This is a genomic window from Noviherbaspirillum aridicola (genome assembly GCF_019656455.1).
In the GTDB taxonomy this organism is placed as follows: domain Bacteria; phylum Pseudomonadota; class Gammaproteobacteria; order Burkholderiales; family Burkholderiaceae_D; genus Noviherbaspirillum; species Noviherbaspirillum aridicola.
Genome location: NZ_BPMK01000020.1, coordinates 81,103 through 107,298, shown reverse-complemented (window position 1 = coordinate 107,298; position 26,196 = coordinate 81,103). Strand labels below are relative to the sequence as shown.

Genomic DNA, 26,196 nt, shown 5'->3' with positions numbered 1-26,196 from the left:
CCTTCGCGCCTGCCTCGGCTTCCTTCAGGATGCCTATGATTTGTTCTTCTGTGAAACGCTTCTTCATGCTACCTCCCACGGAGGCAGACTCTACATCATTGCCGTACTAATCTCGGGGAGCAGGTCACAACCTCGGTACCGGGCGGCTGAAGTCGTCGACGCTGCGCAAGCGGGTGAACGCCGGGGACTGGGGCGCGGCGGCGGTCGAGATCATGAAGTGGGTGAGGGGAGGTGGCCGGGTGCTCAAGGGGCTGGTGCAACGTCGGGAGGCTGAGAGGGCGCTGCTTAAGTGATTCAGTGCTGGCACCCCAACTGCTGTAACTTCGTTCGTGCCAAGCCAAGCTAGAAGTCCGCAAGCTTGACCCTGTTCGTCAGGCTGTTGACTTTGTTTTCGTCCAGATAAGTACGGCGGACGGCTTCACAAAATGGGCTGCTCGAATTAGAGCGCGCCCAATCCGCATAGCCGGCAACTCGATACAGTGATAAAGCGCCCAGCTCAGAATAAGCGTAGTGCCAAGCATTGCTAAGAGCTTTTCTAATCCAACAAGCTCAATCGCAAGATGCTGCTCTCCGGCTCGTGGGGTAAATAGTTCCCATACGAAAGAGTGGCTGAGATAGATTGAGTAGGACAAGTCGCCTAGCTTGATCAGGGGCTGGGGCACGTAGAAGCTCTTTGACGATTTCTCGAACAGCGTTAGGCTCAGCAGTATAAAGAAGCATGGCAGCCCAGCACCAAGGACACCGTGCCCGCCCACACTTTTGTGGATCCATAGGTTCACAAAATAGACTAGTGCCGTAGCGGCGAACAGCCCTAATAGGTAGGATTTGCTCGATCGGAAGCGTAGATAGGCCTCAGCACAAAGCATCCCGAAAACGAACTCCAGGAGCATTGGATTTGCTGTCAGGCTTACCAGTTGTGCAGTCCAGTGATCCCAGGGAGCAAGGGGAGAGCGGTAGGGATTAAGGGTGAAATCCCCAAGAAGTGCCTGGCCCCCAAGAACCATCGTTAGGATTACGCCCGCAGCAATCGCGACTCGGTACTTATGGGAGATCGCCAGGGCGAGGCCAAAGATGCAATAGAAAATTAGCTCGTATGTTAGGGTCCATTCCGGTTGCAATACGCTGTACCCGAAGAATGGCGGATCATTATTTTTAAGCGGGATAAATGCTAGGCTTTTCCACAGGTAGTTGAGGCTATCGGTCCCGGGCAGGAGGAAGAAGGCTGCGACAGTGCCAATGGCCGCTAGGGGGACAACTCTGAACAGGCGCTTAGCCAGGAAAGAGAGGGTGCCATCCCCGGTACGAGCTGCGGTAACGTAGACGATGATGAAGCCACTGATCATGAAAAACAGGTCAACGCCGAAATAGCCGGCGCCGAAGAGCGTGTCACCCAACGCAGGATCTTCGTAATGTTTGTTCAAACTGGATCGGTAGTGGTAAAGCACTACGAAAAGGGCGGCAATGCCTCGCATTGCTTGGATCGACTGGACGACTTTCATCTTGAGCTGACATTACCTGAGAGGCGGTAGTGTAACCCAAGGGAAAGATATAGTGCTTACCGGAAAGTATTGCGAAGCTGATGTGGGATGTCAAACTGCCGCATGCGGTCTTCGTAGGCTGGGAATGGGGAGAGCTCCGGCCCAGGGGCAATTTTACGGCCGTGCTCCTCTCTTAAGCAATCCGTTAGCTTTCCTTCGCGAACGCGGTCAGCTGGTAATCAATCATCCGCCTGATTGCTTCTAATACGTCTTCGTCGGTAGGCGCAGCATGTCCACGCTCTCCTGCTACCTGATCGATGTAGTCCGTCTTGTTCATCGGGTCGAAGAGAAACCCGTCAAGATCAGCGGCTGCTAGCAGAAGTCGGGAAGTATCTTTGCGGGCCTCTTGTAGTTGCATGTGGAGCTCTTCAATCTCCGCGGCTGCCTTATGCAGCAGCATATGCTCAGGGCCTTGCCCGGCCTGGGCCGATAAACGAAGACGGTGAGCAAATTCCAAGGTGGCGTGCAGAGTAGTCATAGATGCGGACCGGTTCAATGGCGACAGATCTAAGTGTACGTCCATTAGGCTTACAAACGTTTACACTCGTCATATCTTGAGCGCAACGTCGAAGCGGCCTGGAGGCCGCGAACAGGTCAGAGCGGGCGGATGAAATAGTCCTCGCTCTTGGCGACCTTGTTCACCTCCGGGGTGACGCGGTACCACTCGAAGTCGTCTGCAGGCATTCTGCCAGCATTCCTTTCGGCATTCGAAATCCCCGGTCCACTCGCCCGGGGCATCCCCTTTGTATATAGAGGCACGACGCCAACAGGCAGCCTGGAAAGCCCACTTCTTCAGTGAAAGGCGAGGCCTTCATTTCGTCGCTTCGGGAAATTGGTGATACGGAAGTGATACGAGGTCGGCGATAAGCCAGCACTGATGCGGCTGTTCTCCCCTTGAACTACGGCGAGACACGGACGGGCGCTCGATGCGCCACGCCCGGCATTATAGCCGAGACCTCGCGGAAATATCGCCTCTCCACCCACAATCGGTACAATGCCTGCTTCATTCCGCGCTACACCCTATTCCACAGGTTCCCTTCAATGGCAGTCATTTCTCTCACCGACGCGCAGCTTGCATTCGGTCACGTCGCATTGCTCGATCACGCCGAGTTCTCTCTCGAAGCCTCGGAACGCGTCGGTCTCATCGGCCGCAACGGTACAGGCAAGTCTTCCCTGCTGAAGATCATCGCGGGACAGTCGAAGCTCGACGACGGGCTGATGGTGATGCAGCAAGGGATCAAGATCGCCTATGTGGAGCAGGAGCCGCAGTTCGCGCCGGAGATGAGCGTGTTCGACGCGGTCGCATCAGGGCTGGCGTCGATGCAGCGCATGCTCGCCGAGTACAACGATCTGGCGGCGCGCCTCGGCGGCAGCGAGGACGAGGCGATCATGGACCGCATGCACCAGTTGCAGACCCTGCTCGACGCCGCCGATGCCTGGAGCCTGGGCAACCGGGTCGAAGCCATCCTGGCCCGCCTGGCGCTCGACAAGCAGGCGGCGATGGGCACGCTGTCGGGCGGCACCCAGAAGCGCGTGGCGCTGGCCCGCGCCCTGGTCTCGGCGCCCGACGTCCTGTTGCTCGACGAGCCGACCAACCACCTCGATTTCAACGCGATTCTCTGGCTGGAGTCGCTGCTGCGCGAGTTCAAGGGAAGCATCCTGTTCATCACGCACGACCGCTCCTTCCTCGACAACGTCGCCACCCGCATCATCGAACTCGACCGCGGCCGCCTGCTGTCCTATCCGGGCAATTTCAGCGCTTACCAGAAGCGCAAGGCGGAACAGCTGGAAGTCGAGGCGATCGAGAACGCGAAGTTCGACAAGTTTCTCGCGCAGGAAGAGGTCTGGATCCGCAAGGGCGTGGAAGCGCGCCGCACGCGAAACGAGGGCAGGGTCAGGCGGCTTGAAGAGCTGCGCCGGGTGCGGGCATCCCGCCGCGACCAGCAGGGGCAGGTCAAGCTCGATGCCTCGGCCAGCGAACGCTCGGGCAAGATCGTCGCCGAACTGGTCGACGTCGAGAAGCGCTACGGCGAGAAAGTCATCGTACGGCGCTTCAACAGCATCATCATGCGCGGGGACAAGATCGGCCTGATCGGCCCGAACGGCGCGGGCAAGACCACGATGCTCAAGCTCATCCTCGGCGAAGAGCAGCCGGACGCCGGCACGGTCAGGCAGGGCGCCCGCCTGCAGGTGGCATACTTCGACCAGATGCGGGCGCAGCTCAATGACGAGGCAAGCCTGGCCGATACCATCTCGCCCGGCAGCGAATGGGTCGAGATCAACGGCCAGCGCAAGCATGTGATGACCTATCTCGGCGACTTCCTGTTCGCGCCGGAGCGCGCGCGATCGCCGGTCAAGTCCCTGTCCGGCGGCGAGCGCAACCGCCTGCTGCTCGCACGCCTGTTCGCCAAGCCCTCCAACGTGCTCGTCCTCGATGAGCCGACCAACGACCTCGATATCGATACCCTGGAACTGCTCGAGGAGTTGCTGCAGGAGTACAGCGGCACGGTGTTCCTGGTCAGCCACGACCGCAGGTTCCTCGACAATGTCGTCACCCAGGTCATCGTGGCCGAGGGCGATGGCGTCTGGCGCGAGTATGTCGGCGGTTATTCCGACTGGGAGCGCGTCAGGGCCGAAACGGCCCCGCAGAAGCCGGCGGCCCGGCCCGAACAGAAAACCGAACCCAAGCCGGCTCCAAGGGAAACCGCGCCGGCCAAGGCCAGGAAGCTCAGCTACAAGGAGCAGCGCGAACTCGACGCGCTGCCCGCCCTGATCGCGGCGCTGGAGTCGGAACAGAAGACCATCTCGGAAAAGCTCGCCGATCCCGAACTCTACCGCCAGCGCCCGGATGAAGTGCAGAAGCTCAATGAGCGTTTTGCGGAGATCGACGCGCAGCTCCTCGAAAGCCTCGAAAAATGGGAGGCGATCGAGGCGCGCGCCAGGGGCGAGTAAGCCCTAGTTGAGGCGACGGCTCGCATCGCGCAGGCCGGGGAGCTTGGACCGCAGCATCTCCGCGTCGGGCGCTTCCGGCCGTTCCTCGAGGTAGGCTTCCAGGTCGTCCAGCGCCGCCTGCGGGCATTCGAGATTCGCGTACGCCAGGCCGCGGTCGCGTCGCTCCGCGATGTCGTCCGGCAGCAGGATGAGCAGGCGCTGCTGCACGCCTAGCAGGCGCTCCCAGTGCATGCGCTCGACGAACAGCGCTTTCAGATTGCGCAGCATGCGCACCAGTATCTCCCGGGGATGCGCGGCATGCAGGTAGTAGGCGAGCGGAATGGCTCCCGGGTAACTCTGTTGCTCGAAGTAGGGCTCCAGGCGCTCCTCGAGTTCTTCACGCGACAGACTGGCCCCGTTGAACGGATCGAGCACGATTTCGCCGGACTGCACCGACAGTTTCATCAGGAAGTGGCCGGGGAAGGACACGCCCTTGACGTTCAGCCCGATCTGCTGCGCCAGTTCCATGTACAGCACGGCAAGCGAGATGGGGATGCCGCGGCGGGTGGCGAGGACCCGATGCAGATAGCTGTTGTCCGGGTCGTAATAGTCGTTCACGTTGCCCGCGAAACCCAGCTCCCGGTAGAAATAATGATTGAGCAGCCTCAGTTTCTGGACGCTGGACGCGTCCGGCGCGAGCCGCTTGAGCAGGCGCGCCGCGATCATGTCGACCTGGGCCTGTATCGCGCCGATGTCCAGTTGCGGTTCCACATCGTGCGCAATCAGCAGGGCGGCTTCGAACAGGGGAATGGAGTCGTCCTGCTGAACCAGGGACGCAAAGTAATCGAGGTTGTTGATGACCATACAACAGTCATCATAAACCATCGCGGCGCAGATGAAAGGTCGGCATGGCAAGCCGACCCCGCGATCAGCGCGAGCTGCGCCTGAAATCCCCGAAGCGGAAGCCCATCACCAGCAGGGCGCCGAAATAGACCGCGCCCGAGGCCGCCAGCACCAGGGCCAGCGCCCCGATGCGCATCAGCGGCGCGCTCTTGAGCGCCAGCCAGTCGAACTGGGCCGCTGTCCACATCGCGACGCCCGCCAGCAGGAAGAGGGCGGCGACCAGGCGCACCATGAAAAGACCCCAGCCCGGCCTTGCCGTGTAGAGCTTCCGGCGGCGCAGGCCGAGAAACAGAAACCCGGCATTGATGCAGGCGCCAAGGCCGATCGACAGGGCCAGCCCGGCGTGGGCGATCAGCGGGACCAGGGCGATGTTGAGCAATTGCGTGACGATCAGCACGCCGACCGCGATCTTTACCGGCGTTCGGATGTCCTGCTTCGCATAGAACGCCGGGGCGAGAATCTTGACCAGGATGAAACCGATCAGGCCGACACCATAGGCCACCAGCGCTCGGGCGGTCATCGCGACGTCCTGAGCGTCGAACTTGTCGCCGTAATGGAACAGTGCGGTGGTGAGCGGCTCCGACAGGACGCCCAGGCCGACGGCGGCCGGCAGCGCCAGCAGGAAGGTCAGCCGCAGGCCCCAGTCGAGCAGGCCGGAATACTCTTCGCTGTCGCCCGCGGAGTGGGCCCTGGACAGGCTCGGCAGCAGGATGGTCCCGAGCGCCACGCCGAGCAGCGCCGTCGGAAACTCCATCAGGCGGTCCGCATAGCCGAGCCAGGAAACGCTGCCGGTCTGCAGGTGCGAGGCGATGTTGGTGTTGATGATCAGGCTGATCTGGGCGACGGAAACGCCGAAAAGCGCCGGGGCCATCTGCTTGAGCACCCTCTGCACGCCGGGGTCGCGCATCGCCTGCCGCGGACGCAGGCCGATCCGGGGCAGCATGCCTATCCGGCGCAATGCCGGCACCTGTATGGCCACCTGCAGGATACCGCCGACCACGACGGCGATCGCCAGCGCGTAGATCGGCTCGTCCATGTGCGGCGCGACGAACAGCGATGCGCCGATAAAGGCCAGGTTCAGCAGCACCGGCGTGAAGGCCGGTACCTTGAATGAGCGCCAGGTATTGAGGATGCCGCCGGCGAGCGCGACAAACGCCATGAAGGCGATATAGGGGAACATGATGCGCGTCATCACACTCGCCATTGCGAAGGTCTCGGGCTGATCCTGGAGTCCGGATGCCATCAGGTAGACCACGACCGGCGCCGCCAGGACGCCGACGAGTGCGGTGAGCAGGACGGCCCAGACCAGGACCGTCGCGACATGGTCGATCAGTTCCTTGGTCGCGGCCTCGCCCTTCTGTGTCTTGTATTCGGCCAGGATCGGCACGAAGGCCTGGGAAAACGCGCCCTCGGCGAACAGGCGCCGCAGCAGGTTGGGGATGCGGAAGGCGATGATGAAGGCGTCGGTGTAGGCGGAGGCCCCGAATGCGCGGGCGATCAGGACTTCCCTGAGCAGTCCCGTCACGCGCGACAGCATCGTCATGCCGGAGACGGTGGCAAGGGTTTTGTGCAGATTCATGGGCGGCAATTATAGCCGCGCCCTCGGACGCCCCTGCCGGCCATTCCCGGCCCGGACACGGACAAGGCCAGGCTCCGATTGATCGTTTCCCAAAAAAACGTTATAATCCTCGGCTTTACTGAATTCGTCTCTTCGCAGACCGTCCGATTTTCGACTAGGAACCACACATGGCAAATACCGCACAGGCACGCAAGCGCGCCCGCCAAGCAGTCCAGCTCAACGCTCACAACTCCAGCCAGCGTTCCACGCTGCGCACCGCGATCAAGGCCGTTCGCAAGGCCATCGAGGCAGGCGACAAGGCGGCTGCCGCCCAGGTGTTCCAGGCTTCGGTCTCGACCATCGACCGCATCGCTGACAAGAAGATCATCCACAAGAACAAGGCAGCTCGTCACAAGAGCCGCCTGGCTGCTGCCCTGAAGGCACTGGCCTAATACCTGCTGCAACCGGTGGCATCGCCATCGGACGTCTGCGATAGCAAAACCCGCATGATTTCGTCATGCGGGTTTTGTCGTTTCTGAATCGCCTGACCAGGCTTGCATTGGCGGCAAGCCCTCGATCCGCCCCTACTGCGGAAGACCGCCGATGGCCATGCCCGGCTTGATGTTCTTCTGCCTGAACCAGCCCTGATTCATCTCCAGCGCATACCGGATCGGCTTGCGCGCGCAATGCGAATCCGTCGTCTGCGGCTGCATGTCCTCGATGTTGACAATCGTGCCACGCTCGTCGATGAACGCGACCGACAGCGGAATCAGTGTGTTCTTCATCCACATGCACACCTGCGCCGGGCCGTCGAACACGAAGACCATCCCTTCATTGGCGCCCATCTTTTCCCGATACATCAGACCCTGCTGACGGTCCGCATCCCGCGCCGCGACTTCCGCGCGGATCAGGTTCATGCCCGCAGTCAGCGTGACAACCGGCAGCCGGGATTGCTGGGCTTGCAGTGAGCCTGCGGCCGCGGCCAGGCAGCAGGCGACAAGGGCTGAATGGACGGAAGAGCGCTTCATGTGGGGAGAAAGGTAAAAAGACGGACGCCAGAGCTTACCGCATGGCCATGGATAAAGTCACGAGCGGGCGCTTTCTTCGGCATCGAAATCGGCCGCATCGACGTACCGCCATTCCCCCGGCAGCAGCGGATGCGAGGCAAGCGAAAACCCGCCGATCGCGATACGCACCAGCCGCAGGGTAGGCAGACCGACCGCCGCGGTCATGCGCCTGACTTGCCGGTTCTTCCCTTCCGATAGCGTCAGCGCAAGCCATGTCACGGGTATCGAAGCACGATGACGGATCGGCGGGTCGCGCGGCCAAAGCCATTCGGGCGCTTCGATCTCGCTCGCCTCGCAGGGGCGGGTGATGAAATCGCCGAGATCGAGCGGTCCGCGCAGCCGGGCCAGCGCGTCCGGCGCCGGCCTGCCGTCCACCTGCGCGATGTAGGTCTTGCGCTTCTTGCTGTCCGGGTGGCTGATACGTTTCTGCAGCGCGCCGTCATCGGTCAGCAGCAGCAGGCCCTCGCTGTCCGCGTCCAGCCTCCCGGCGGGATAGACGCCGGGTGTGCGGATGAACTCGCTGAGCGTCGCGCGCGACGGATGGGGGGAGAACTGGCACATCACGCCAAAAGGTTTATTGAACAGAATTAGCGTCATGTACTCAAAACTGCGCTGGCCGCCTCGGGGTCGTGGCGGCCATGCCGGGTTTTCGGAAAGCCGTATTCTACGCGTTGAATCAAACCTCTCGGGACGTTAAGCTTCCGCCATCGGGATCGGCTGAAAAAGTTGCCCCCGGTAAAAAGAATGGTATCTCGTAAAATACTGGTGCATAATCCGAAATTAGGTCTTGTGTCTTATATAAGACCGGCGTTGCGCTTTAGAACAAAAATTTAGAGCAGAGCGGTCTTTCCTTTTCTCCTTAACCCCGGAGCCTACGATGTATCAACATATCAAAGTCCCCACCGAAGGCAAGAAAATCACCGTCAACAGCGACTTCTCGCTGAACGTCCCGGACAACCCCATCATTCCCTATCTCGAAGGCGACGGTACCGGCGTGGATATCACCCCGGTGATGGTCAAGGTGGTTGATGCGGCGGTTGCCAAGGCCTACGGCGGCAAGCGCAAGATCAGCTGGATGGAGATTTTCGCGGGCGAGAAATCGACCAAGGTCTATGGCCCCGACGTCTGGCTGCCGGAAGAAACCCTGCAGGTGCTGAAGGAATACGTGGTGTCGATCAAGGGCCCGTTGACGACGCCGGTCGGCGGCGGCATCCGTTCGCTCAACGTCGCGCTGCGCCAGGAGCTCGATCTCTACGTCTGCCTGCGTCCGGTGCGCTACTTCAAGGGCGTGCCGTCTCCCGTGCGCGAGCCGGAGAAGACCGACATGGTGATCTTCCGCGAGAATTCGGAAGACATCTACGCGGGCATCGAATGGGCGGAAGGCTCGGAGGGCGCGAAGAAGGTCATCGATTTCCTGGTCAAGGAAATGGGTGTCAAGAAGATCCGTTTCCCCCAGACCTCGGGCATCGGCGTCAAGCCGGTCTCGCGCGAGGGCACGGAGCGGCTCGTGCGCAAGGCCATCCAGTACGCGATCGACAACGACAAGCCCTCCGTGACCCTGGTCCACAAGGGCAACATCATGAAATACACCGAAGGCGGTTTCCGCGACTGGGGCTATGCGCTCGCGCAGAAGGAGTTCGGCGCCGAGCTGATCGACGGCGGCCCGTGGTGCAAGTTCAAGAATCCGAAGACCGGCAAGGAAATCACGGTCAAGGATTCGATCGCCGATGCCTTCCTGCAGCAGATCCTGCTGCGTCCGGCCGAGTACAGCGTCATCGCCACGCTGAACCTGAACGGCGACTACATCTCCGACGCGCTCGCCGCCCAGGTCGGCGGCATCGGCATCGCGCCGGGTGCCAACCTGTCCGATTCCGTCGCCATGTTCGAAGCCACCCACGGCACCGCGCCCAAGTACGCGGGCAAGGACTACGTGAATCCCGGCTCGCTGATCCTGTCGGCCGAGATGATGCTGCGCCACATGGGCTGGACCGAAGCGGCCGACCTGATCATCACCTCGATGGAAAAGTCGATCACGTCGAAGAAGGTGACCTATGACTTCGCGCGCCTGATGGAAGGCGCTACCCAGGTCTCCTGCTCGGGCTTCGGCGACGTGATGATCTCGAACATGTAATCGCGGGATCGAACGAAAGCAAGGCCGGATCGCATCCGGCCTTTTTTGTTGCCCGCGCCGGACGTCACCGGATCTGCGTCTGCTCGAGCGCGAACCGGATCAGGTCCGCCTGGCCCTCTATGCCCAGCTTGCGCTTGATGTTGAGGCGATGCGTTTCGACCGTGCGCACGCTGAGGTTCAGGTCGCGCGCAATGTGCTTGTTGGACCTTCCGGTCGCGATGCACTGCAACACCTCGCGCTCCCGCGGAGTGAGCAGCAGGGCGGGCGAAACCGGCCGCGCAAGCTGCTTGGCCAGGCCGGCACTGTAATAGATCCCGCCCGATATCACCGTTTCGATCGCAGTAATGATGTCCTGCGCCGGCGCATCCTTGAGCACATAGCCACGGGCGCCGGCCTGGATCGCCTGCATCACGTATTCGGCCTTGTCATGCATGCTCAGCATCAGGATTGCGATCTCGGGGTGCAGGCTGTTCAGTCGACCGGTCAGCTCGATCCCGTTCATGCCGCCGAGATTGATGTCCATGAGGACCAGGTCGATTTTCAGGGTGGCGGCATGCTTGAGTGCCTCCGCCGCATTGCCCGCTTCGCCCACCACGTTGAAGTGGGGGATGGTTTCGAGGCGTGCGCGCAGGCCGTCGCGGACCAGCGGGTGGTCGTCGACGAGCAGAATGTGGACAGTGGATGGGGACGACATGAGTCAGACTCTTGGCAGTGTTGCGGTAACGGTTGTGCCCTGGGGCGAGGAGATGAGTTCGAGCTTGCCGCCGACGGCGCCGGCGCGTTCATGCATGTTTCGCAACCCGATGCCGCGGGTAGGATGCTGAGCGATCCCTGCGACATCGAACCCGATTCCATCGTCGCTGACGGCGAGGGAAACCGCGTGGCGTCCCCCATGAAGCGACAGGATGACGGACGAAGCGTTGGCGTGGCGCTTGATATTCGTAAGCGACTCCTGTGCGATGCGGAACAGCACTGTGTTGCCGACATCGGTCAGTCCATCGCAGTCGCCGGTCACCTTGAAGCTGGTCTGGATGCCCGTGCTGTCCCCGAACTCCCTGGCAAGATGGTCCAGCGCAGCGGCCAGCCCGAGGTCGTCCAGCAGCGCCGGGCGCAGATCGTGAGAGATGCGGCGCACTTCCCCGAGAACGTCGTTGAGCTGGCCGGTGGCCCGGTCGAAGGAAACGCGGGCAAGATCGGGTCCGCCGCTGCTCGCCGTCATCTTCGCGATGCCGGATTCCACCTGCAGCTTGATCGATACCAGCCACTGGCTGATGCCGTCATGCAGGTCGCGCGAGAGGCGGGCGCGTTCGTCTTCCTGGGACCTCACCACGCGCTGTGCGAGTTCGCGCAATTTTGCGTCGGCTACCCTGGATTCGCTGATATTGAGCGCCAGCCCGGACAGTGCAACCGCCAGTGCGCTGGCGATCGCGATTACTGTAATCCACAGCATCGTGCTTTGAATGTTTCCGGAGATTTGCGCGTCGATGGCGGCCAGGGCGCTGTCCACATCGTCCAGATACAGGCCTGTGCCCAGCATCCAGCCCCAGCGCTCGAGCGCGACGACATAGCCGAGCTTCGGTGCCACCTTGCCGGAGGAAGGCTTTTCCCACAGATAGCGGACCAGGCCGCCGCCTTCTTTCGCCTTGGAGATCAGGCGCTGTATGGTCGGGCTGCCCTGCTTGTCCCGCAACTCCCACAGGTCCCGGCCGACGAGGTTAGGCTGGCGCGGGTGGACCAGGTTCTTGCCGTTCAGGTCGTACAGGAAAAAGTAGCCATCGTCGCCGTAATCCAGTGTTGCCAGTATCGCTTTCGCTTCTTCGAGGGCGGCGGGATCGTTTCGCCCCGCCTCATAAAGATGGGCGATCGACTTGCTGGCCAGCGCGACGTAATGGCGCAGCTCCGCCTCCTTGCTCGCAAGGTAAGCGGTTTCCACCGTCACGCGCTGTTGCTGCGCCAGCAGGCCGGCTTGATAGCGGACCGCGAAGGCGATGGCAAGCAGGGCGACGATCAGGGGAGTGATGGCCAGCAGGAGGATCTTTTGTCGCAGCTTCATGGGGCGCTACTTTACCGCTATTTGCCGTACGGTACCCGTTCGATACCAGGATGGACGAGAGATCGCGGTAATGCTGCAACGCAAGCTTGTTGATTCTTTAAGCTGCGGGATGAAAAAAACCCCGCATTTGCGGGGTTTCTTGCAGCGCTTGCTTGTTCGACGTGATGATTAGGGCGCCTGGATGTTCGAAGCTTGCTTACCCTTCGGGCCCTGGGTCACTTCGAACGAAACTTTTTGACCTTCTTTCAGGGTCTTAAAGCCTTGCATCTGGATTGCAGAGAAGTGTGCGAACAAATCTTCGCCGCCATCATCCGGAGTGATGAATCCAAAGCCCTTGGAGTCGTTGAACCACTTGACGGTACCTGTTGCCATAAAAGCGTCTTTCATTTAATAACTAATCACACGAGCCGGAAAGCAAGAAGCCTCGCGACACGCTGCCCCCTCTTATAACCTGCTCACTTCTATTGACAATACCATAACGCCAAGCATGTCAATGAGTACCATTGTTCCTGCAAAAATTATAAAAGTCAAGGAAGGCCGATCAGACTTTTTGAGTTTTAGCAAGCGAAATGCAGAATAGAATGCTTGAAAAAGGGGCGGGGGGCATCATCTGCGCAACAGGCAAAATCGGCGTAATATCAACCCGGCATGTGGTTGGCGCCCGGTACCAGGGCGGCTTAATGAATTGTCCCAGAGATACGAATGGCAACTCAGCACGAAAACGGTACGGTAATTGCTAGGCAAGAGCAGAAGCTCAAGCCACCGCCGATGTACCAGGTCTTGCTTCTCAACGATGACTACACGCCGATGGAGTTCGTCGTTGCAATCATTCAGGAGTACTTCAACAAGGATCGTGAAACTGCGACGCAGATCATGCTCAAGGTGCATCGAGACGGCAAAGGTATGTGCGGCGTCTATCCAAAGGATATCGCGTCCACTAAAGTAGAATTGGTATTAACCCACGCGAGAAAGGCAGGACATCCCCTGCAATGCGTGATGGAGGAAGCATGATTGCGCAGGAACTTGAAGTTAGTTTGCACATGGCTTTTGTCGAGGCCCGTCAGGCTCGCCATGAGTTCATCACCGTAGAACATCTGCTGCTTGCGCTGCTCGACAATCCGTCGGCGGCCGAAGTGCTGCGCGCCTGCGCAGTCAATATCGAGGACCTGCGCAAGACGCTGTCCAACTTCATCAGCGATAACACGCCGACGGTACCGGGTACCAGCGAGGTGGATACGCAGCCGACGCTCGGCTTCCAGCGTGTCATCCAGCGAGCGATCATGCACGTGCAGTCGGCATCCAACGGCAAGAAGGAAGTCACCGGCGCCAATGTGCTGGTCGCGATCTTCGGCGAAAAAGATTCCCACGCCGTGTATTACTTGCACCAGCAGGGCGTGACCCGCCTCGATGTCGTGAACTTCATCTCTCACGGCGTGCGCAAGGATCAGCAGGCGGATTCCCAGAAGGCGCCGGAAGGCAGCGACGAAGCGCAGGCCGAGGGCCAGCAGAAGGAAAGCCCGCTCGATCAGTACACGCAGAATCTGAACAAGATGGCTGCCGAGGGCAAGATCGACCCGCTGATCGGGCGCGAGGCCGAAGTCGAGCGCGTGATCCAGACGCTCTGCCGCCGCCGGAAGAACAACCCGCTGCTGGTCGGCGAGGCCGGCGTCGGCAAGACGGCGATCGCGGAAGGCCTGGCCTGGCGGGTGACCCAGGGCGATGTGCCGGAAGTGCTGCAGAATGCGGTTGTCTACTCGCTTGACATGGGCGCGCTGCTGGCGGGCACCAAGTACCGCGGCGACTTCGAGCAGCGCCTGAAGGCAGTGCTCAAGCAGCTCAAGGAAAACCCGAACGGTATTCTGTTCATCGACGAGATCCACACGATCATCGGCGCGGGCTCCGCATCGGGGGGCACGCTGGACGCGTCCAACCTGCTCAAGCCGGCCCTGTCGAGCGGCCAGCTCAAGTGCATCGGCGCGACGACCTATACCGAGTTCCGCGGTGTGTTCGAGAAGGATCACGCGCTGTCGCGGCGATTCCAGAAGATCGATGTGAACGAACCTACCGTCGAGCAGACCGTGCAGATTCTGCGCGGGCTGAAGTCCCGCTTCGAGGAGCATCATGGCGTGAAGTATTCCGCTTCCGCCCTGACCTCGGCGGCCGAACTCGCCGCGCGCTTCATCAATGATCGCCACTTGCCGGACAAGGCGATCGACGTGATCGACGAAGCGGGTGCGGCGCAGCGGATTCTGCCGAAGTCGAAGCAGAAGAAGACGATCGGCAAGTCCGAGATCGAAGACATCATTTCGAAGATCGCACGGATTCCCCCGCAGTCCGTCAACCAGGATGACCGCACCAAGCTGCAGACCATCGACCGCGACCTGAAGAATGTGGTGTTCGGCCAGGATCCGGCAATCGAGGCGCTCGCATCCGCGATCAAGATGGCGCGTGCGGGCCTCGGCAAGACCGACAAGCCGATCGGCTCCTTCCTGTTCTCCGGTCCGACCGGCGTGGGCAAGACCGAAGTGGCGAAGCAGCTTGCCTTCATCCTCGGCATCGAGCTGATCCGCTTCGACATGTCGGAGTACATGGAACGGCACGCGGTGAGCCGCCTGATCGGCGCGCCTCCGGGCTACGTCGGCTTCGACCAGGGCGGTCTGCTCACCGAGGCGATCACCAAGAAACCGCACGCGGTGCTGCTCCTCGACGAGATCGAGAAGGCGCATCCGGATATCTTCAATATCCTGCTGCAGGTGATGGATCATGGCACGCTGACCGACAACAACGGGCGCAAGGCCGATTTCCGCAACGTGATCATCATCATGACCACGAATGCGGGCGCGGAAAGCCTGCAGAAGCGTTCGATCGGCTTCACCGACAAGAAGGAAGCGGGCGACGAGATGGCGGACATCAAGCGCATGTTCACGCCGGAATTCCGTAACCGCCTGGATTCCATCATCAGCTTCAGGCCGCTGGACGAGGAGATCATCCTGCGTGTGGTGGACAAGTTCCTGATGCAGCTGGAAGAGCAGTTGCACGAGAAGAAGGTCGAGGCGATCTTCAGCGAGAACCTGCGTCGCTTCCTGGCGCGCAAGGGTTTCGATCCGCTGATGGGCGCGCGTCCCATGTCTCGTCTGATTCAGGACATGATCCGCAAGGCGCTGGCCGACGAGCTGTTGTTCGGCAGGCTGGTCAATGGCGGTCGCGTGACGGTCGACCTCGACGACAAGGAGCAGATCAAGCTCGACTTCGCCGAGGGCGATGCCCCGCCGTCCACTCCGGAAGAGACGCTCGAGGTCGAATAACTCCGGCTGCGAAGGTCAAGGGCCCGGAACCGCGCAGGCGGTTCCGGGCTTTTTTTATTGCCGGAGTCTATTGAGCGGGGTTGGTGACGTCGCGGTGGATCTTGTTGATCTGCTCGACCAGGTCGGGGGAAATCTGCACTGCGTATGCATCGAGGTTTTCCGCGAGCTGGGTCAGGTTCGTGGCGCCTATGATGGTGGAGGCGACAAACCAGCGCGAATAGCACCATGCGAGGGCGAGTGTTGCGGGGCTCATCCCGTGTTCCCGTGCGAGGGCCGCGTAACGCCGGCTCGCCTCGACGACCGCGGAGCGCAGGTAGCGCGGGCTCCAGGTCGGCGGGAAGATGCTCAGGCGGCCCACCGCCGTGGCCGCGTCCAGGTATTTGCCGCTCAGCTGGCCAAAAGCCAGCGGACTGTAGGCCAGCAGGCCGACGTTCTCGCGGTAGCAGGTCTCGTCCAATCCCGATTCGAAGCTGCGATTGACGAGGTTGTAGGCATTCTGAATGCTTGCAATGCGCGGCAGCCCCCGATTCTCCGACTGCTTGATGAATTCGGCGACACCCCACGGCGTCTCGTTCGATACCCCGATGTGGCGGATCTTGCCTTCCTTGACGAGGGTGGCGAGTGCTTCGAGTGTTTCCTCGATCGCGACGCTCGCGCGCTCCTTGTCCGGATCGAACGCGATCTGGCCGAAGATGGGCGCGTTGCGGCTCGGCCAGTGCAGCTGGTAGAGGTCGATGCAGTCGGTTTGCAGACGGCGCAGGCTGCCGTCCACGGCGGCGCGCAGATTGTTCAGGTCGAAGTCGGTCTGGCCGTCGCGTATCCAGCTTATGCCCCGGGAGGGGCCGGCCGCTTTCGTCGCCAGCACGATTTCGCTCCGCTTGCCGGACTTCTTCAGCCACGAGCCGATGTACTGCTCCGTGCGCCCCTGGGTTTCCGCTCGCGGCATCACAGGGTACATCTCCGCCGCATCGATGAAGTTGATGCCGCGCTCGAGCGCATAGTCGAGCTGGCTATGGGCGTCGGCTTCGGTGTTCTGCTCGCCGAATGTCATGGTGCCCAGGCAGATGCGTGAAACCTGGAGGTCGCTGTTGCCGAGAGTGATCTTGTCCATCGCGTCGTCGTCGGGTGAAAGTTGACGAAACTTTACCGCGATTTGCGCAACGCTGCCGCGCACTCCTTCACAAGCGCCGGGCCGCGGTAGATCAGACCCGTGTAGAGCTGCACGAGGGAAGCGCCGGCATCGATCTTGGCCTGGGCATGCTCGCCCGACAATATGCCCCCCACGCCGATGATAGGGAGGGCATCGCCGATTTCCGCCCGCAGCCCGCGTATCACCGCGTTCGACAAGGCGAAGACGGGCGCGCCGGACAGGCCGCCCGTCTCCTCGGCATGCGGCAAGCCTTGTACGGCGTCCCGGGTGATCGTGGTGTTGGTCGCAATGACGCCGTCGATCTGGTGCCTGAGCAGGGCGGAGGCGATCTCTTTGGTCTGTTCGGCATCGACGTCCGGCGCAATCTTCAGGGCAAGCGGGACGTAGCGCCGATGGGCGTCGGCGAGACGGCGCTGCGCCTGCTTCAGGCTGCCAAGCAGGGCGTCGAGCTCGGACGCGCCTTGCAGCTGGCGCAGATTCTTGGTGTTCGGCGAAGAGATGTTGACCGTGACGTAGCTGGCATACGGATAGACTTTCTCGAGGCAATGCAGATAGTCATCCACCGCCTTGTCGATCGGCGTGTCGGCGTTCTTGCCGATATTGAGGCCGAGAATGCCTTCCTTGTTTTCGTAGAAGCGCGAGCGCTGCACGTTGGCCACGAAGGCGTCGACGCCGCCGTTATTGAAGCCCATCCGGTTGATCAGCGCGTTGGCCTGCGGCAGGCGGAAGATGCGGGGGCGGGGATTGCCCGGCTGCGCGCGAGGCGTAACCGTGCCGACCTCGATGAAGCCGAAACCGAGTGCGGCCAGCCCGTCGATATACGCGCCATCCTTGTCGAGCCCCGCCGCCAGGCCGACCGGATTGGCGAAGCGCAGGCCCATGCATTCCCGGGGATCCGCGGCCGGCTTGCCGAAGGCGCCGGTCAGCCCCAGCGACGCGGCGGTGCGCAGTGCGGGCAGTGTGAAGTTGTGAGCGTTTTCCGGGTCGAGTGAAAACAGCAGCGGACGTGCAAGCGAATACAGGGAGTCGGACATGTGAAGGGGGAATGGACTTGATGCATGGCGCCCATGCGCCGGGAAAGCCGCTATTCTACCCTTGCAATACGCCAAGAGGCCTGCTCAGAGATCGGCGTTCCAGGGTATCCACTTGCCCTGCACAAGCGCTTCCAGGGGGCGGAAGTTGACCTTGTAGGCCATTTTGGGGCTGTTGCGTATCCAATAGCCGAGGTAGACGTAGGGCATGTTCAGGCGCCGCGCCTGTTCGATCTGCCACTGGATGTTGAAGGTGCCGTACGAGGCGCCGGCGACGTCCGGGTCGTAGAACGTGTACACCGACGACAGTCCGTCGCTCAGGACATCGATGATGCTGACCATGCGCAGCGCGCCGTCGTCGTCGCGGAATTCCACGAGGCGGGTGTTGACCTTGCTCTGCAGGAGAAATTGCGCGTACTGATCGCGGCTGTCCTGATCCATGCCGCCGCCGGCATGCCTGGCCGACTGATATCGCAGGTAGAGGTCGTAGTGTTCGGGGACGTAGGCGAGGGTAGTGACCCAGGTCGCAAGATCCTGATGCCGGCTCCAGGCGCGCCGCTGGCTGCGGTTCGGCGCGAAGTCGGCAGTCCGCACGCGGACCGGGATGCATGCGCGGCAGCCATCGCAATACGGGCGATAGGTGAAGATGCCGCTGCGGCGGAAGCCGTTGCGCACCAGCTCGGAATAGACGTCCGCGTTGATCAGATGCGAAGGCGTCGCGACTTGCGACCGCGCCTGGCGGCCCTCGAGGTAACTGCAAGGATAGGGCGCCGTCGCATAGAACTGCAGGGTCTCGAACGGCAGGTCTTTCAGATGCGTCATCTTCGTCATCCGGCTCAGATACGTTTCACGGTAATTTACACTGCTTGCAGCCGCTCGAAGTGGCTTTTCGTACGCGCTTCAAAATATGGCAAGCGGCTTCCAGTCCGTAATCGGCGGTTCGGCGATCGCACGCCGCAGGCGAACCAGAAATTCTTCCCGCGGTATCGGGATTGCCCCCAGCGATGCGAGGTGGCTGGTCTCCTGCTGGCAGTCGATCATCTGAACGCCGTTGGTCCGCAGGAAGTGCACGAGCCAGGCCAGCGCGATTTTCGACGCATCCGACACGCGCGCGAACATGGACTCGCCGAAGAACATGCGGCCGATGCAGACGCCGTATGCGCCCCCCACCAGTTCGCCGTCGAGCCACAGCTCCGACGAATGCGCATGCCCCATCCGGTGCAGGCTGCAATAGCCCTCGATGATCTCTTCCGAAATCCAGGTGCCCGTTGCGCCGCGCCGGGGTTCGGCGCACGCACGCATGACCTGCTCGAATGCGGAATCGAAGCGGATCTCCCACCGGCGGTCGCCGGTCATGCTGCGCTGTGTCCTTTTCAGGGCTTTTCTCAGACTATGCGAGACGGAAAACTGTTCCGTGAACAGGACCATGCGAGGATCGGTGCTCCACCAGAGCACGGGTTGTCCTTCCGAGAACCAGGGGAAGATCCCGTGGCGGTAGGCCTGCAGCAGTCTTCCCGGGGACAGGTCGCCGCCCGCGGCGAGCAGTCCGGGTGCGCCGTCGGCCTCGGTCAATGCCGACGAGACCGGCGGGAAGGGCGTGTCCGGTCCGAGCCAGGGAATCACCGCAATTCCCCATGTTGGCGCGCGCCGGCGCACGGCTTGAGTGCATCGCCGCGCGACGCGTCCGCGAGATTAAAAAATACTGTTTGCATTCAATAACTTGCCTTATCGCACCAAAATGGAATGGATATTGCTTCAGTGAACGCCGCCAAAACCATTGCTGCACTCAAACAGGGAGAACATTCACATGGACGTGCTTAAAAACGGTGCCGATGCCCTTTTCATTCTGCTTGGCGCGATCATGATTCTCGCCATGCACGCCGGCTTCGCATTCCTCGAGCTGGGGACCGTTCGCAAGAAGAACCAGGTCAATGCGCTGGTCAAAATCTTAGTCGATTTTTCCGTCTCGACGATTGCCTACTTCTTCGTCGGCTATGGCATTGCCTATGGCGTCGATTTTTTCGCCGATGCCGCCACGCTGTCGCAGAAGAACGGATTCGAGCTTGTGAAGTTCTTCTTTCTGCTGACCTTTGCCGCGGCGATCCCCGCGATCATCTCCGGCGGCATCGCCGAACGCGCGAAATTCCACCCGCAGCTGGTGGCGACGGCATTGCTTGTCGGCCTGGTCTATCCGTTCTTCGAGGGTATGGCATGGAACCAGGCCTTCGGCGTGCAAGCTTGGCTGAAGGACACGTTCGGCGCGGAGTTTCACGACTTTGCGGGATCGGTCGTGGTTCACGCGGTCGGCGGCTGGGCGGCATTGCCGGCGGTCCTGTTTCTGGGTGCGCGCCGCGGCCGGTATTCGAAGGATGGCGCCATCGCGGCGCACCCGCCCTCCAGCATTCCCTTTCTCGCCCTTGGCGCATGGATCCTCGCGGTCGGCTGGTTCGGCTTCAATGTCATGAGCGCCCAGACACTGGAGAAGATGAACGGCCTGGTCGCTCTCAACTCCCTCATGGCGATGGTGGGCGGCACCCTGGTCGCGGTGCTCCTCGGCCGCAATGACCCCGGCTTCGCCTATAACGGTCCGCTCGCCGGGCTGGTCGCCGTCTGCGCCGGTTCGGATCTCATGCATCCGCTGGGCGCACTGGTGACCGGCGGCGTTGCGGGGGCCGTATTCGTCTGGATGTTCACGCTGACGCAAAACAAGTGGAGGATCGACGACGTGCTCGGCGTCTGGCCCCTGCACGGGCTGTGCGGAGTCTGGGGCGGGATCGCGGCCGGCATCTTCGGGCAGCAGGCCCTGGGCGGCCTGGGCGGCGTCTCCCTCATGTCGCAGCTTGCGGGGACCCTGCTCGGAGTCCTCATCGCCGGTATCGGCGGCACGCTCATCTATGGCGGGCTGAAGGCGGCGGTGGGAATCCGACTCGATCCGGAGCAGGAATTCGACGGCGCCGACCTCGCCATACACAAGATCAGCGCAACGGCCGAACGCGAGACGAGCTGGTAGGGGTTACGTGTCCTGACGCATCGGCTTGCGCAGATCGCGGGTGTGAAGCCGGTAGCACCCGCCCTCGCTCTTGATGCGGTTGAGGTCGGCGAAGAATTGCTTCAGAGTGTGGCTGACGGTCGGAAATGCGATCTCGTTCCACGGGATCTCGGACTCCGAGAACAGCCGCACCTCCAGGCTTTCGACACCCGCGCTGTAGTCGAGATCGAGCAGCGTGGCCCGGTAGAACATGTGTACCTGGTGGACATGCGGAACGTTCAGGAGCGAGAACAGCTCATGCAGTTCGACGCGTGCTCCGGCCTCTTCCATGGTCTCCCGCATGGCGGCTTCGTCGGTGGTCTCGTCGTTTTCCATGAAGCCGGCGGGCAGCGTCCAGTATCCGTATCGGGGTTCGATCGCGCGCCGGCAGAGCAGGACCCGGCTCTCGCCGTCCGCATCCCAGAGTGGAATCGAGCCGATCACCATCTTCGGATTCTGATAATGAATCGTTCCGCAATGTTCGCAGACAAACCGGGGCCGGTTGTCGTCGGGCGGTATGAGCAGGGAGACCGGTTGCGCGCATTCGGAGCAGAATTTCATGGCGATATCGTGGGCTTGTGGGGCCGTGCAGGGACAGCGCAAGTGTATCACTCTGCCAATCGCCGCAATTGCATTTGCTTTGCCTGACGATAAAGGATATACTTTCGTTCTTCAGACGCGGGGTGGAGCAGTCTGGCAGCTCGTCGGGCTCATAACCCGAAGGTCGCAGGTTCAAATCCTGCCCCCGCAACCAAGTCTTAGAGTCTTATCAATTCCCGCCCTCATCACTCCTCCAATAAACCGGGCGCCGGAATAGCTTCAACGGGTTTCTCTAGCCGGGCAGCATCGCAGCGGGATGCTGCCGTTGACGTTAACTTCAGTCAGTGAAGAACAAGAAGCAAAAATGAATACGATTGAGGCGAAAAAAGTCCTCGAAACCGCCTTGCTGTGTGCCCACGAGCCGCTGTCCATCAACGACATGAAGAAGCTGTTCGTCGAGGATGGTGCCGAAGAAGTCGGCGCCGACACGATCAAGGCCATGCTGGAAGATCTGCGCAACGACTGGTCTGACAAGGGGATCGAGATCGTCGGTCTTTCCACGGGATGGCGCTTCCAGAGCCGGCCGGAGATGAAGCGATACCTGGAGCGCCTCAACCCTGAAAAGCCGCCGAAGTACTCGCGCGCCACGCTTGAAACGCTCGCCATCATTGCCTATCGACAGCCCGTCACCCGCGGCGATATCGAAGAAATCCGCGGCGTCACCGTGAACTCGCAGACGATCAAGATGCTCGAAGACCGGGGTTGGATTGAAACCATCGGCCATCGCGACGTGCCCGGCCGTCCTGCGCTGTTTGCCACGACGAAGCAGTTCCTGGACGACCTCGGCATGAAGTCGCTCGATCAGCTGCCGCCGCTGCAGTCGGTCAGCAAGGATGATGTGCCCGGCGGCTTGCTTCCCGAGATGCAGGCGCTCGAAGGCGAGATGCAGACGCGGCTTGATGCGCAGGATGCTGCGGTCGCCGTTCCGGCTGCAGCCGCCCAACCCGAAACGGCTCAGGATGAGCCTGAAGCTTCGACCAGTGCGACCGGCGAGTCCGACTCGTTTGCCGGACCCGCCACCGATCCCGAATCGTCTGCCGCCGCCGAACCCGGCCCGGATCATGCCGCCGATGCGCAGCAGCAGGATGATGTGACGCGCAACCAGCAAAACAATGACTCGAACAATGAATCTTCCTCCCAACAGTGACGCGTCGGCGGCAGCGGCAGTCGAATCCACTTCCCGAAATGACCAGCAGGGCGCAGAACCGGTAACGGCGGAGGACGGCAAGAAGAAGCCGGCCAAGCGCGGTCTGCGCGGCCCCCGCGGCCTGCGCCGGACCCGCGGCGCCAAGCCGGGCGAGGGCGACGGCGCGGCGCCGGAGGGCGGCAAGGCGCGAGAAGCATCGGCGAATCGCGGCGAAACGTCCGCCGACAAGAAAGAGCGCCCTGCGCGAGATGCGCGCAAGCGTAACGACCGCGGCGATCGCAACGATCGTGGCGAGCGCGCCAAGGGCAAGCCGGACCAGAAAGCGTCGGGCGGGCAGCAGCGCAGTGGCAAGGGGCAGCGTGCACAAGGCAAGGGCGCCGACGATGTCTTCGCGTTCGTGACTTCGGATGCCTATGACAGCGCCGTCCAGGACGACGGCAAGGGTCGCCAGGCGCCGAAGCAGGTGCGACGCGACCTGACCGCGGAAGACGATGCGCCGAAGCTGCATAAAGTGCTCGCGGAGGCTGGCCTCGGGTCGCGCCGCGACATGGAAGAACTGATCATCGCCGGCCGCGTGTCGGTGAACGGCGAACCGGCGCACATCGGCCAGCGCATTCTTCCCACCGACCAGGTCAGGATCAACGGCAAGCCGATCCATCGCAAGGTGAGCAAGCGGCCGCCGCGCGTGCTGATGTATCACAAGCCGGCCGGCGAAATCGTCAGCCACGACGACCCGGAAGGCCGTCCGTCCGTTTTCGAGCGCCTGCCGACCATGAAGGCCGGCAAATGGCTGGCGGTCGGTCGCCTCGACTTCAACACCGAGGGCCTGTTGCTGTTCACGACCTCGGGCGACCTGGCGAACCGCCTGATGCATCCGCGCTATAACATCGAGCGCGAATATGCGGTGCGTACCCTTGGCGAGCTCGAGGAAGGGATGCGGCAGAAGCTGCTCAGCGGCGTCGAGCTCGAAGACGGCACGGCGCAGTTTTCGAAGATCGCCGACGGCGGAGGCGAGGGCGTCAACCGCTGGTACCGGGTGGTGATCGGCGAGGGACGCAACCGCGAGGTCCGGCGCATGTTCGAGGCGGTTGGCCTTACTGTGTCCCGCCTCATCCGCACGCGTTATGGCGCGATGACGCTGCCCAGCAGTCTCAAGCGCGGTCGCTGGGAAGAGCTGGACGAGCATGCAGTGCGGGAATTGATGAGCGCGAGCGGCCTTGAAAAGCCCGCAGCCCAGGCCGGCAAAGGCCGGGGAGAGCGCAACGGGCAGCCGGAGCGCGGCGAGACCGGTCGGCGAGGCGGCAAGCCTCAGCAGGCGCCCCGCAGCCGGCAGCCGGATCCGCTCCAGACCGCGCTCGGCTTCCCCGACACCGGAAAGGCTCGGCGCGGTGCAGCGATGTTCCGGAATGCCGGCGCGCCGCAGGGCTTGCCGCGGCGACGCGCCCGCGGCTGACGAAGGGCGCGGCAAGCGCGCAATTGCGGGGGCAACTCGTCTCCCGCGATTGCGATGCGCCAAATAATTGTTTATAATTAGAGAGTTATTAGGGTTTGCGCACGGCAGTGCGGACCCTGCCGGGAAAAATCCCGGGTTCGCAGGGAACATAAAAAGAGATGGGCAATTGCCCATTTTTTTTTTGTTCGGCAGTTTATGGCATGAATGGGGCGTCGGCGACGCCCGACGGAGGACGGTTTTGCGCTTGGCTGAACTGATTGAAAAGACCTTGCACGGCATGGGCTACGAGCTTGTCGATGTCGAGCAGGCCGCGCGCGGCCTGCTGCGCGTGTATATCGACATGCCGTATGACGCGGCGGCGGGCGAGCCGCGCGCAATCACCGTCGAGGACTGCGAGGCGGTCAGCCACCAGCTGTCGCACATGTTTACCGTCGAGAACGTGGACTACGACCGTCTCGAGGTGTCCTCGCCCGGACTTGACCGGCCGCTGAAGAAAGTCGCGGATTACGCGCGCTTCGCCGGCCAGGAGGCGGTGGTCAAGCTGCGCATGCCGATGGCTGCCGCCGGCAACCGCAAGTCCTTCCAGGGCGTGCTGCACGCGCCCGAGGGCGATCAACTTAAGCTGGAATTCGAATCAAAAGATGGGCCGGCGATGCTGGAATTCACGCTCGCCGACGTGGACAAGGCACGCCTGGTGCCGAAAGTGGACTTTAGGAGTCGCAAAGCATGAGTCGCGAAGTATTGTTGTTGGTCGATGCGCTGGCACGAGAAAAAAACGTCGATAAGGAAATCGTATTCGGAGCACTCGAACACGCGCTCGGTCAGGCGACCAAGAAGCGCTACGAGGGCGACGTGGATGTGCGCGTGTCGATCGATCGCGAGACCGGCGAGTTCGAATCCTTCCGCCGCTGGCACGTGGTGCCGGACGAGGCAGGGCTGCAGCAGCCCGACCAGGAGATCCTGCTGTTCGAGGCGCGGGAACAGATCCCGGATATCGAAGTCGATGACTATATTGAAGAGCCGATCGAGTCGGTCGACTTCGGCCGACGCTTTGCGCAGGACACCAAGCAGGTGGTACTCCAGCGCATCCGCGACGCCGAGCGCGAGCAGATCCTCGCCGACTTCCTCGCCCGCGGCGACGCTCTCGTCACAGGCACCATCAAGCGCATGGAGCGCGGCGACGCCATCGTCGAATCGGGCAAGATCGAAGCTCGCCTGCCGCGCGACCAGATGATTCCGAAGGAAAACCTCCGTATTGGCGACCGTGTGCGCGCATTCATTCTGCGCATCGACCGCAATGCGCGCGGACCCCAGGTGATTCTGTCGCGTACCGCGCCCGATTTCATCATGAAGCTGTTCGAGCTCGAGGTTCCCGAGATCGAACAGGGCCTGCTGCAGATCAAGTCGGCGGCCCGCGACCCGGGTGTGCGCGCCAAGATCGCCGTCTACACCAGCGACAAGCGCATCGACCCGATCGGCACCTGCGTCGGCATGCGCGGCTCGCGTGTGCAGGCGGTGACGGCCGAGCTGGGCGGCGAGCGGGTGGATATCGTTCTGTGGTCGGACGATCCGGCGCAGTTCGTGATCGGCGCGCTGGCGCCGGCCAACGTGTCCTCCATCGTGGTCGATGAAGAGAAGCATGCGATGGACGTGGTGGTGGATGAGGAAAACCTGGCGATTGCGATCGGCCGCGGCGGCCAGAACGTGCGCCTCGCTTCCGAGCTGACCGGCTGGCAGATCAACATCATGACGGCCGAGGAGTCGGCCGACAAGGCGGCCGCCGAGACCGCGGCGATCCGCACGCTGTTCATGGAGAAGCTCGACGTCGACGAAGAAGTCGCCAATATCCTGGTGGAGGAAGGTTTCTCCAGCCTCGAGGAAATCGCCTACGTGCCGATCAACGAAATGCTGGATATCGAGGCATTCGACGAAGAGACGGTCAACGAACTGCGCAGCCGTGCCCGCGATGCGCTGGTGACCGAGGCGATTGCGTCGGAGGAAGGGCTGGAAGGCATGGAGGAAGCGCTGTCCGGTCTGGACGGTATCGACCGCACCACCGCCGGCAAACTGGGGCTCTCCGGCATCAAGACGCTGCAGGGATTTGCAGACCTTGCGTATGACGAATTCGGCGCCATTCTGGCACTGCCGGTCGAGCGTGCGCGAGCACTGATTGAAAATGAATTTGAGGATGTGACCGACGACGAAATGCGTCTGATCGATGCCAAGTACGACGACCGTGCGCGGGCATTGCAGGCCAAGGCGCGCGAACTGGTCGAAGCCAAGTAAGCGGCGCAACAACAT

The 26,196-nt window shown here is 61.8% G+C and carries 25 protein-coding genes, 1 tRNA gene and 1 pseudogene; 12 read left to right on the top strand and 15 right to left on the bottom strand.

Translation table 11 applies throughout. The features are described from left to right. Nucleotides 1–137 precede the first annotated feature (137 nt). Nucleotides 138–293, top strand: a pseudogene (locus NCCP691_RS19405) (glycoside hydrolase family protein); the annotation flags it as partial. A gap of 78 nt (nt 294–371) precedes the next feature. Here NCCP691_RS19405 and NCCP691_RS19400 read toward each other — a convergent pair. The 3 genes from NCCP691_RS19400 to NCCP691_RS19390 form a co-directional block, all read right to left on the bottom strand. Next, nucleotides 372–1,499 carry an acyltransferase family protein gene (locus NCCP691_RS19400; protein WP_220810218.1) on the bottom strand — a complete coding sequence of 376 codons (1,128 nt, stop codon included), beginning with the start codon at nt 1,497–1,499 and terminating at the stop codon, nt 372–374. A gap of 184 nt (nt 1,500–1,683) precedes the next feature. After that, a complete protein-coding gene (locus NCCP691_RS19395) occupies nt 1,684–2,016 on the bottom strand; it encodes a hypothetical protein (RefSeq protein WP_220810217.1) in 333 nt (110 codons plus the stop codon). Nucleotides 2,017–2,132: 116 nt separating this feature from the next. Beyond that, nucleotides 2,133–2,222 (bottom strand): SOS response-associated peptidase, encoded by a 90-nt coding sequence (locus NCCP691_RS19390; protein ID WP_220810216.1) that lies wholly within the window; start codon nt 2,220–2,222, stop codon nt 2,133–2,135. A gap of 357 nt (nt 2,223–2,579) precedes the next feature. Here NCCP691_RS19390 and NCCP691_RS19385 point away from each other — a divergent pair, with 357 nt between their 5' ends. Then, nucleotides 2,580–4,490 carry an ATP-binding cassette domain-containing protein gene (locus tag NCCP691_RS19385; protein WP_220810215.1) on the top strand — a complete coding sequence of 637 codons (1,911 nt, stop codon included), beginning with the start codon at nt 2,580–2,582 and terminating at the stop codon, nt 4,488–4,490. Nucleotides 4,491–4,493: 3 nt separating this feature from the next. Here NCCP691_RS19385 and NCCP691_RS19380 read toward each other — a convergent pair whose 3' ends face one another. Both NCCP691_RS19380 and murJ read right to left on the bottom strand, forming a co-directional pair. Further along, nucleotides 4,494–5,333 carry a SirB1 family protein gene (locus tag NCCP691_RS19380; protein ID WP_220810214.1) on the bottom strand — a complete coding sequence of 280 codons (840 nt, stop codon included), beginning with the start codon at nt 5,331–5,333 and terminating at the stop codon, nt 4,494–4,496. Between the two features lie 64 nt (nt 5,334–5,397). After that, nucleotides 5,398–6,951: a murein biosynthesis integral membrane protein MurJ gene (gene murJ, locus NCCP691_RS19375; RefSeq protein WP_220810213.1), complete on the bottom strand. Its 1,554-nt coding sequence runs from the start codon at nt 6,949–6,951 to the stop codon at nt 5,398–5,400. Between the two features lie 167 nt (nt 6,952–7,118). On the opposite strand from murJ, the gene rpsT reads away from it, so the two are divergent. Continuing rightward, entirely contained in the window at nt 7,119–7,382 is a 264-nt protein-coding gene (rpsT, locus tag NCCP691_RS19370) for a 30S ribosomal protein S20 (protein ID WP_220810212.1), read from the top strand. A gap of 132 nt (nt 7,383–7,514) precedes the next feature. Here the strand turns inward: rpsT and NCCP691_RS19365 are convergent, their stop codons facing one another. Together NCCP691_RS19365 and NCCP691_RS19360 are read right to left on the bottom strand one after the other, a co-directional pair. After that, a complete protein-coding gene (locus NCCP691_RS19365) occupies nt 7,515–7,958 on the bottom strand; it encodes a DUF192 domain-containing protein (protein WP_220810211.1) in 444 nt (147 codons plus the stop codon). A 57-nt stretch (nt 7,959–8,015) separates the two neighbouring features. Beyond that, complete coding sequence (locus NCCP691_RS19360) at nt 8,016–8,594, bottom strand: pseudouridine synthase (protein ID WP_220810210.1); 579 nt, start codon at nt 8,592–8,594, stop codon at nt 8,016–8,018. A gap of 280 nt (nt 8,595–8,874) precedes the next feature. Here NCCP691_RS19360 and icd point away from each other — a divergent pair, with 280 nt between their 5' ends. Next, complete coding sequence (icd, locus tag NCCP691_RS19355; protein ID WP_220810209.1) at nt 8,875–10,128, top strand: NADP-dependent isocitrate dehydrogenase; 1,254 nt, start codon at nt 8,875–8,877, stop codon at nt 10,126–10,128. Nucleotides 10,129–10,192: 64 nt separating this feature from the next. On the opposite strand, the gene NCCP691_RS19350 is transcribed toward icd, so the two are convergent. The 3 genes from NCCP691_RS19350 to NCCP691_RS19340 form a co-directional block, all read right to left on the bottom strand. Then, on the bottom strand, nt 10,193–10,822 hold the full coding sequence (locus NCCP691_RS19350; RefSeq protein ID WP_220810208.1) for a response regulator: 630 nt from the start codon (nt 10,820–10,822) through the stop codon (nt 10,193–10,195). 3 nt (nt 10,823–10,825) lie between these two features. Continuing rightward, nucleotides 10,826–12,181, bottom strand: a complete 1,356-nt coding sequence (locus tag NCCP691_RS19345; protein WP_220810207.1) for a cache domain-containing protein — start codon at nt 12,179–12,181, stop codon at nt 10,826–10,828. A 168-nt stretch (nt 12,182–12,349) separates the two neighbouring features. Then, nucleotides 12,350–12,553, bottom strand: a complete 204-nt coding sequence (locus tag NCCP691_RS19340; RefSeq protein ID WP_220810224.1) for a cold-shock protein — start codon at nt 12,551–12,553, stop codon at nt 12,350–12,352. A gap of 330 nt (nt 12,554–12,883) precedes the next feature. On the opposite strand from NCCP691_RS19340, the gene clpS reads away from it, so the two are divergent. Both clpS and clpA read left to right on the top strand, forming a co-directional pair. Then, nucleotides 12,884–13,192 (top strand): ATP-dependent Clp protease adapter ClpS, encoded by a 309-nt coding sequence (gene clpS, locus NCCP691_RS19335; RefSeq protein ID WP_220810206.1) that lies wholly within the window; start codon nt 12,884–12,886, stop codon nt 13,190–13,192. Continuing rightward, nucleotides 13,189–15,486 (top strand): ATP-dependent Clp protease ATP-binding subunit ClpA, encoded by a 2,298-nt coding sequence (clpA, locus tag NCCP691_RS19330; RefSeq protein WP_220810205.1) that lies wholly within the window; start codon nt 13,189–13,191, stop codon nt 15,484–15,486. Before clpS ends, clpA begins: the two co-directional genes overlap by 4 nt. 67 nt (nt 15,487–15,553) lie before the next feature. Here clpA and NCCP691_RS19325 read toward each other — a convergent pair whose 3' ends face one another. The 4 genes from NCCP691_RS19325 to aat all read right to left on the bottom strand — a co-directional run bounded on the left by NCCP691_RS19325 (nt 15,554) and on the right by aat (nt 19,290). Next, nucleotides 15,554–16,597: an aldo/keto reductase gene (locus NCCP691_RS19325; protein WP_220810204.1), complete on the bottom strand. Its 1,044-nt coding sequence runs from the start codon at nt 16,595–16,597 to the stop codon at nt 15,554–15,556. Between the two features lie 32 nt (nt 16,598–16,629). Further along, entirely contained in the window at nt 16,630–17,670 is a 1,041-nt protein-coding gene (locus NCCP691_RS19320; RefSeq protein ID WP_220810203.1) for a quinone-dependent dihydroorotate dehydrogenase, read from the bottom strand. Between the two features lie 84 nt (nt 17,671–17,754). After that, a complete protein-coding gene (locus NCCP691_RS19315; RefSeq protein ID WP_220810202.1) occupies nt 17,755–18,489 on the bottom strand; it encodes an arginyltransferase in 735 nt (244 codons plus the stop codon). A 78-nt stretch (nt 18,490–18,567) separates the two neighbouring features. Next, entirely contained in the window at nt 18,568–19,290 is a 723-nt protein-coding gene (gene aat, locus NCCP691_RS19310) for a leucyl/phenylalanyl-tRNA--protein transferase (RefSeq protein ID WP_220810201.1), read from the bottom strand. A 184-nt stretch (nt 19,291–19,474) separates the two neighbouring features. On the opposite strand from aat, the gene NCCP691_RS19305 reads away from it, so the two are divergent. Then, nucleotides 19,475–20,677 carry an ammonium transporter gene (locus tag NCCP691_RS19305; RefSeq protein WP_220810200.1) on the top strand — a complete coding sequence of 401 codons (1,203 nt, stop codon included), beginning with the start codon at nt 19,475–19,477 and terminating at the stop codon, nt 20,675–20,677. 3 nt (nt 20,678–20,680) lie between these two features. Here the strand turns inward: NCCP691_RS19305 and NCCP691_RS19300 are convergent, their stop codons facing one another. Beyond that, nucleotides 20,681–21,256 carry an NUDIX hydrolase gene (locus NCCP691_RS19300; protein WP_220810199.1) on the bottom strand — a complete coding sequence of 192 codons (576 nt, stop codon included), beginning with the start codon at nt 21,254–21,256 and terminating at the stop codon, nt 20,681–20,683. A 116-nt stretch (nt 21,257–21,372) separates the two neighbouring features. Here NCCP691_RS19300 and NCCP691_RS19295 point away from each other — a divergent pair. The 5 genes from NCCP691_RS19295 (at nt 21,373) to nusA (ending at nt 26,181) form a co-directional block, all read left to right on the top strand. Further along, nucleotides 21,373–21,449 (top strand) — tRNA-Met (locus NCCP691_RS19295). Between the two features lie 150 nt (nt 21,450–21,599). Continuing rightward, nucleotides 21,600–22,442: an SMC-Scp complex subunit ScpB gene (scpB, locus tag NCCP691_RS19290; protein ID WP_220810198.1), complete on the top strand. Its 843-nt coding sequence runs from the start codon at nt 21,600–21,602 to the stop codon at nt 22,440–22,442. Further along, nucleotides 22,408–23,895, top strand: coding sequence for a 23S rRNA pseudouridine(2605) synthase RluB (gene rluB, locus NCCP691_RS19285; RefSeq protein ID WP_220810197.1), 1,488 nt, complete (start codon nt 22,408–22,410; stop codon nt 23,893–23,895). The genes scpB and rluB overlap by 35 nt, the downstream gene beginning before the upstream one ends. Before the next feature lie 238 nt (nt 23,896–24,133). Continuing rightward, nucleotides 24,134–24,625, top strand: coding sequence for a ribosome maturation factor RimP (rimP, locus tag NCCP691_RS19280; protein ID WP_220810196.1), 492 nt, complete (start codon nt 24,134–24,136; stop codon nt 24,623–24,625). Beyond that, entirely contained in the window at nt 24,622–26,181 is a 1,560-nt protein-coding gene (gene nusA, locus NCCP691_RS19275; RefSeq protein ID WP_220810195.1) for a transcription termination factor NusA, read from the top strand. Before rimP ends, nusA begins: the two co-directional genes overlap by 4 nt. The last annotated feature ends 15 nt before the right edge of the window (nt 26,182–26,196 follow it).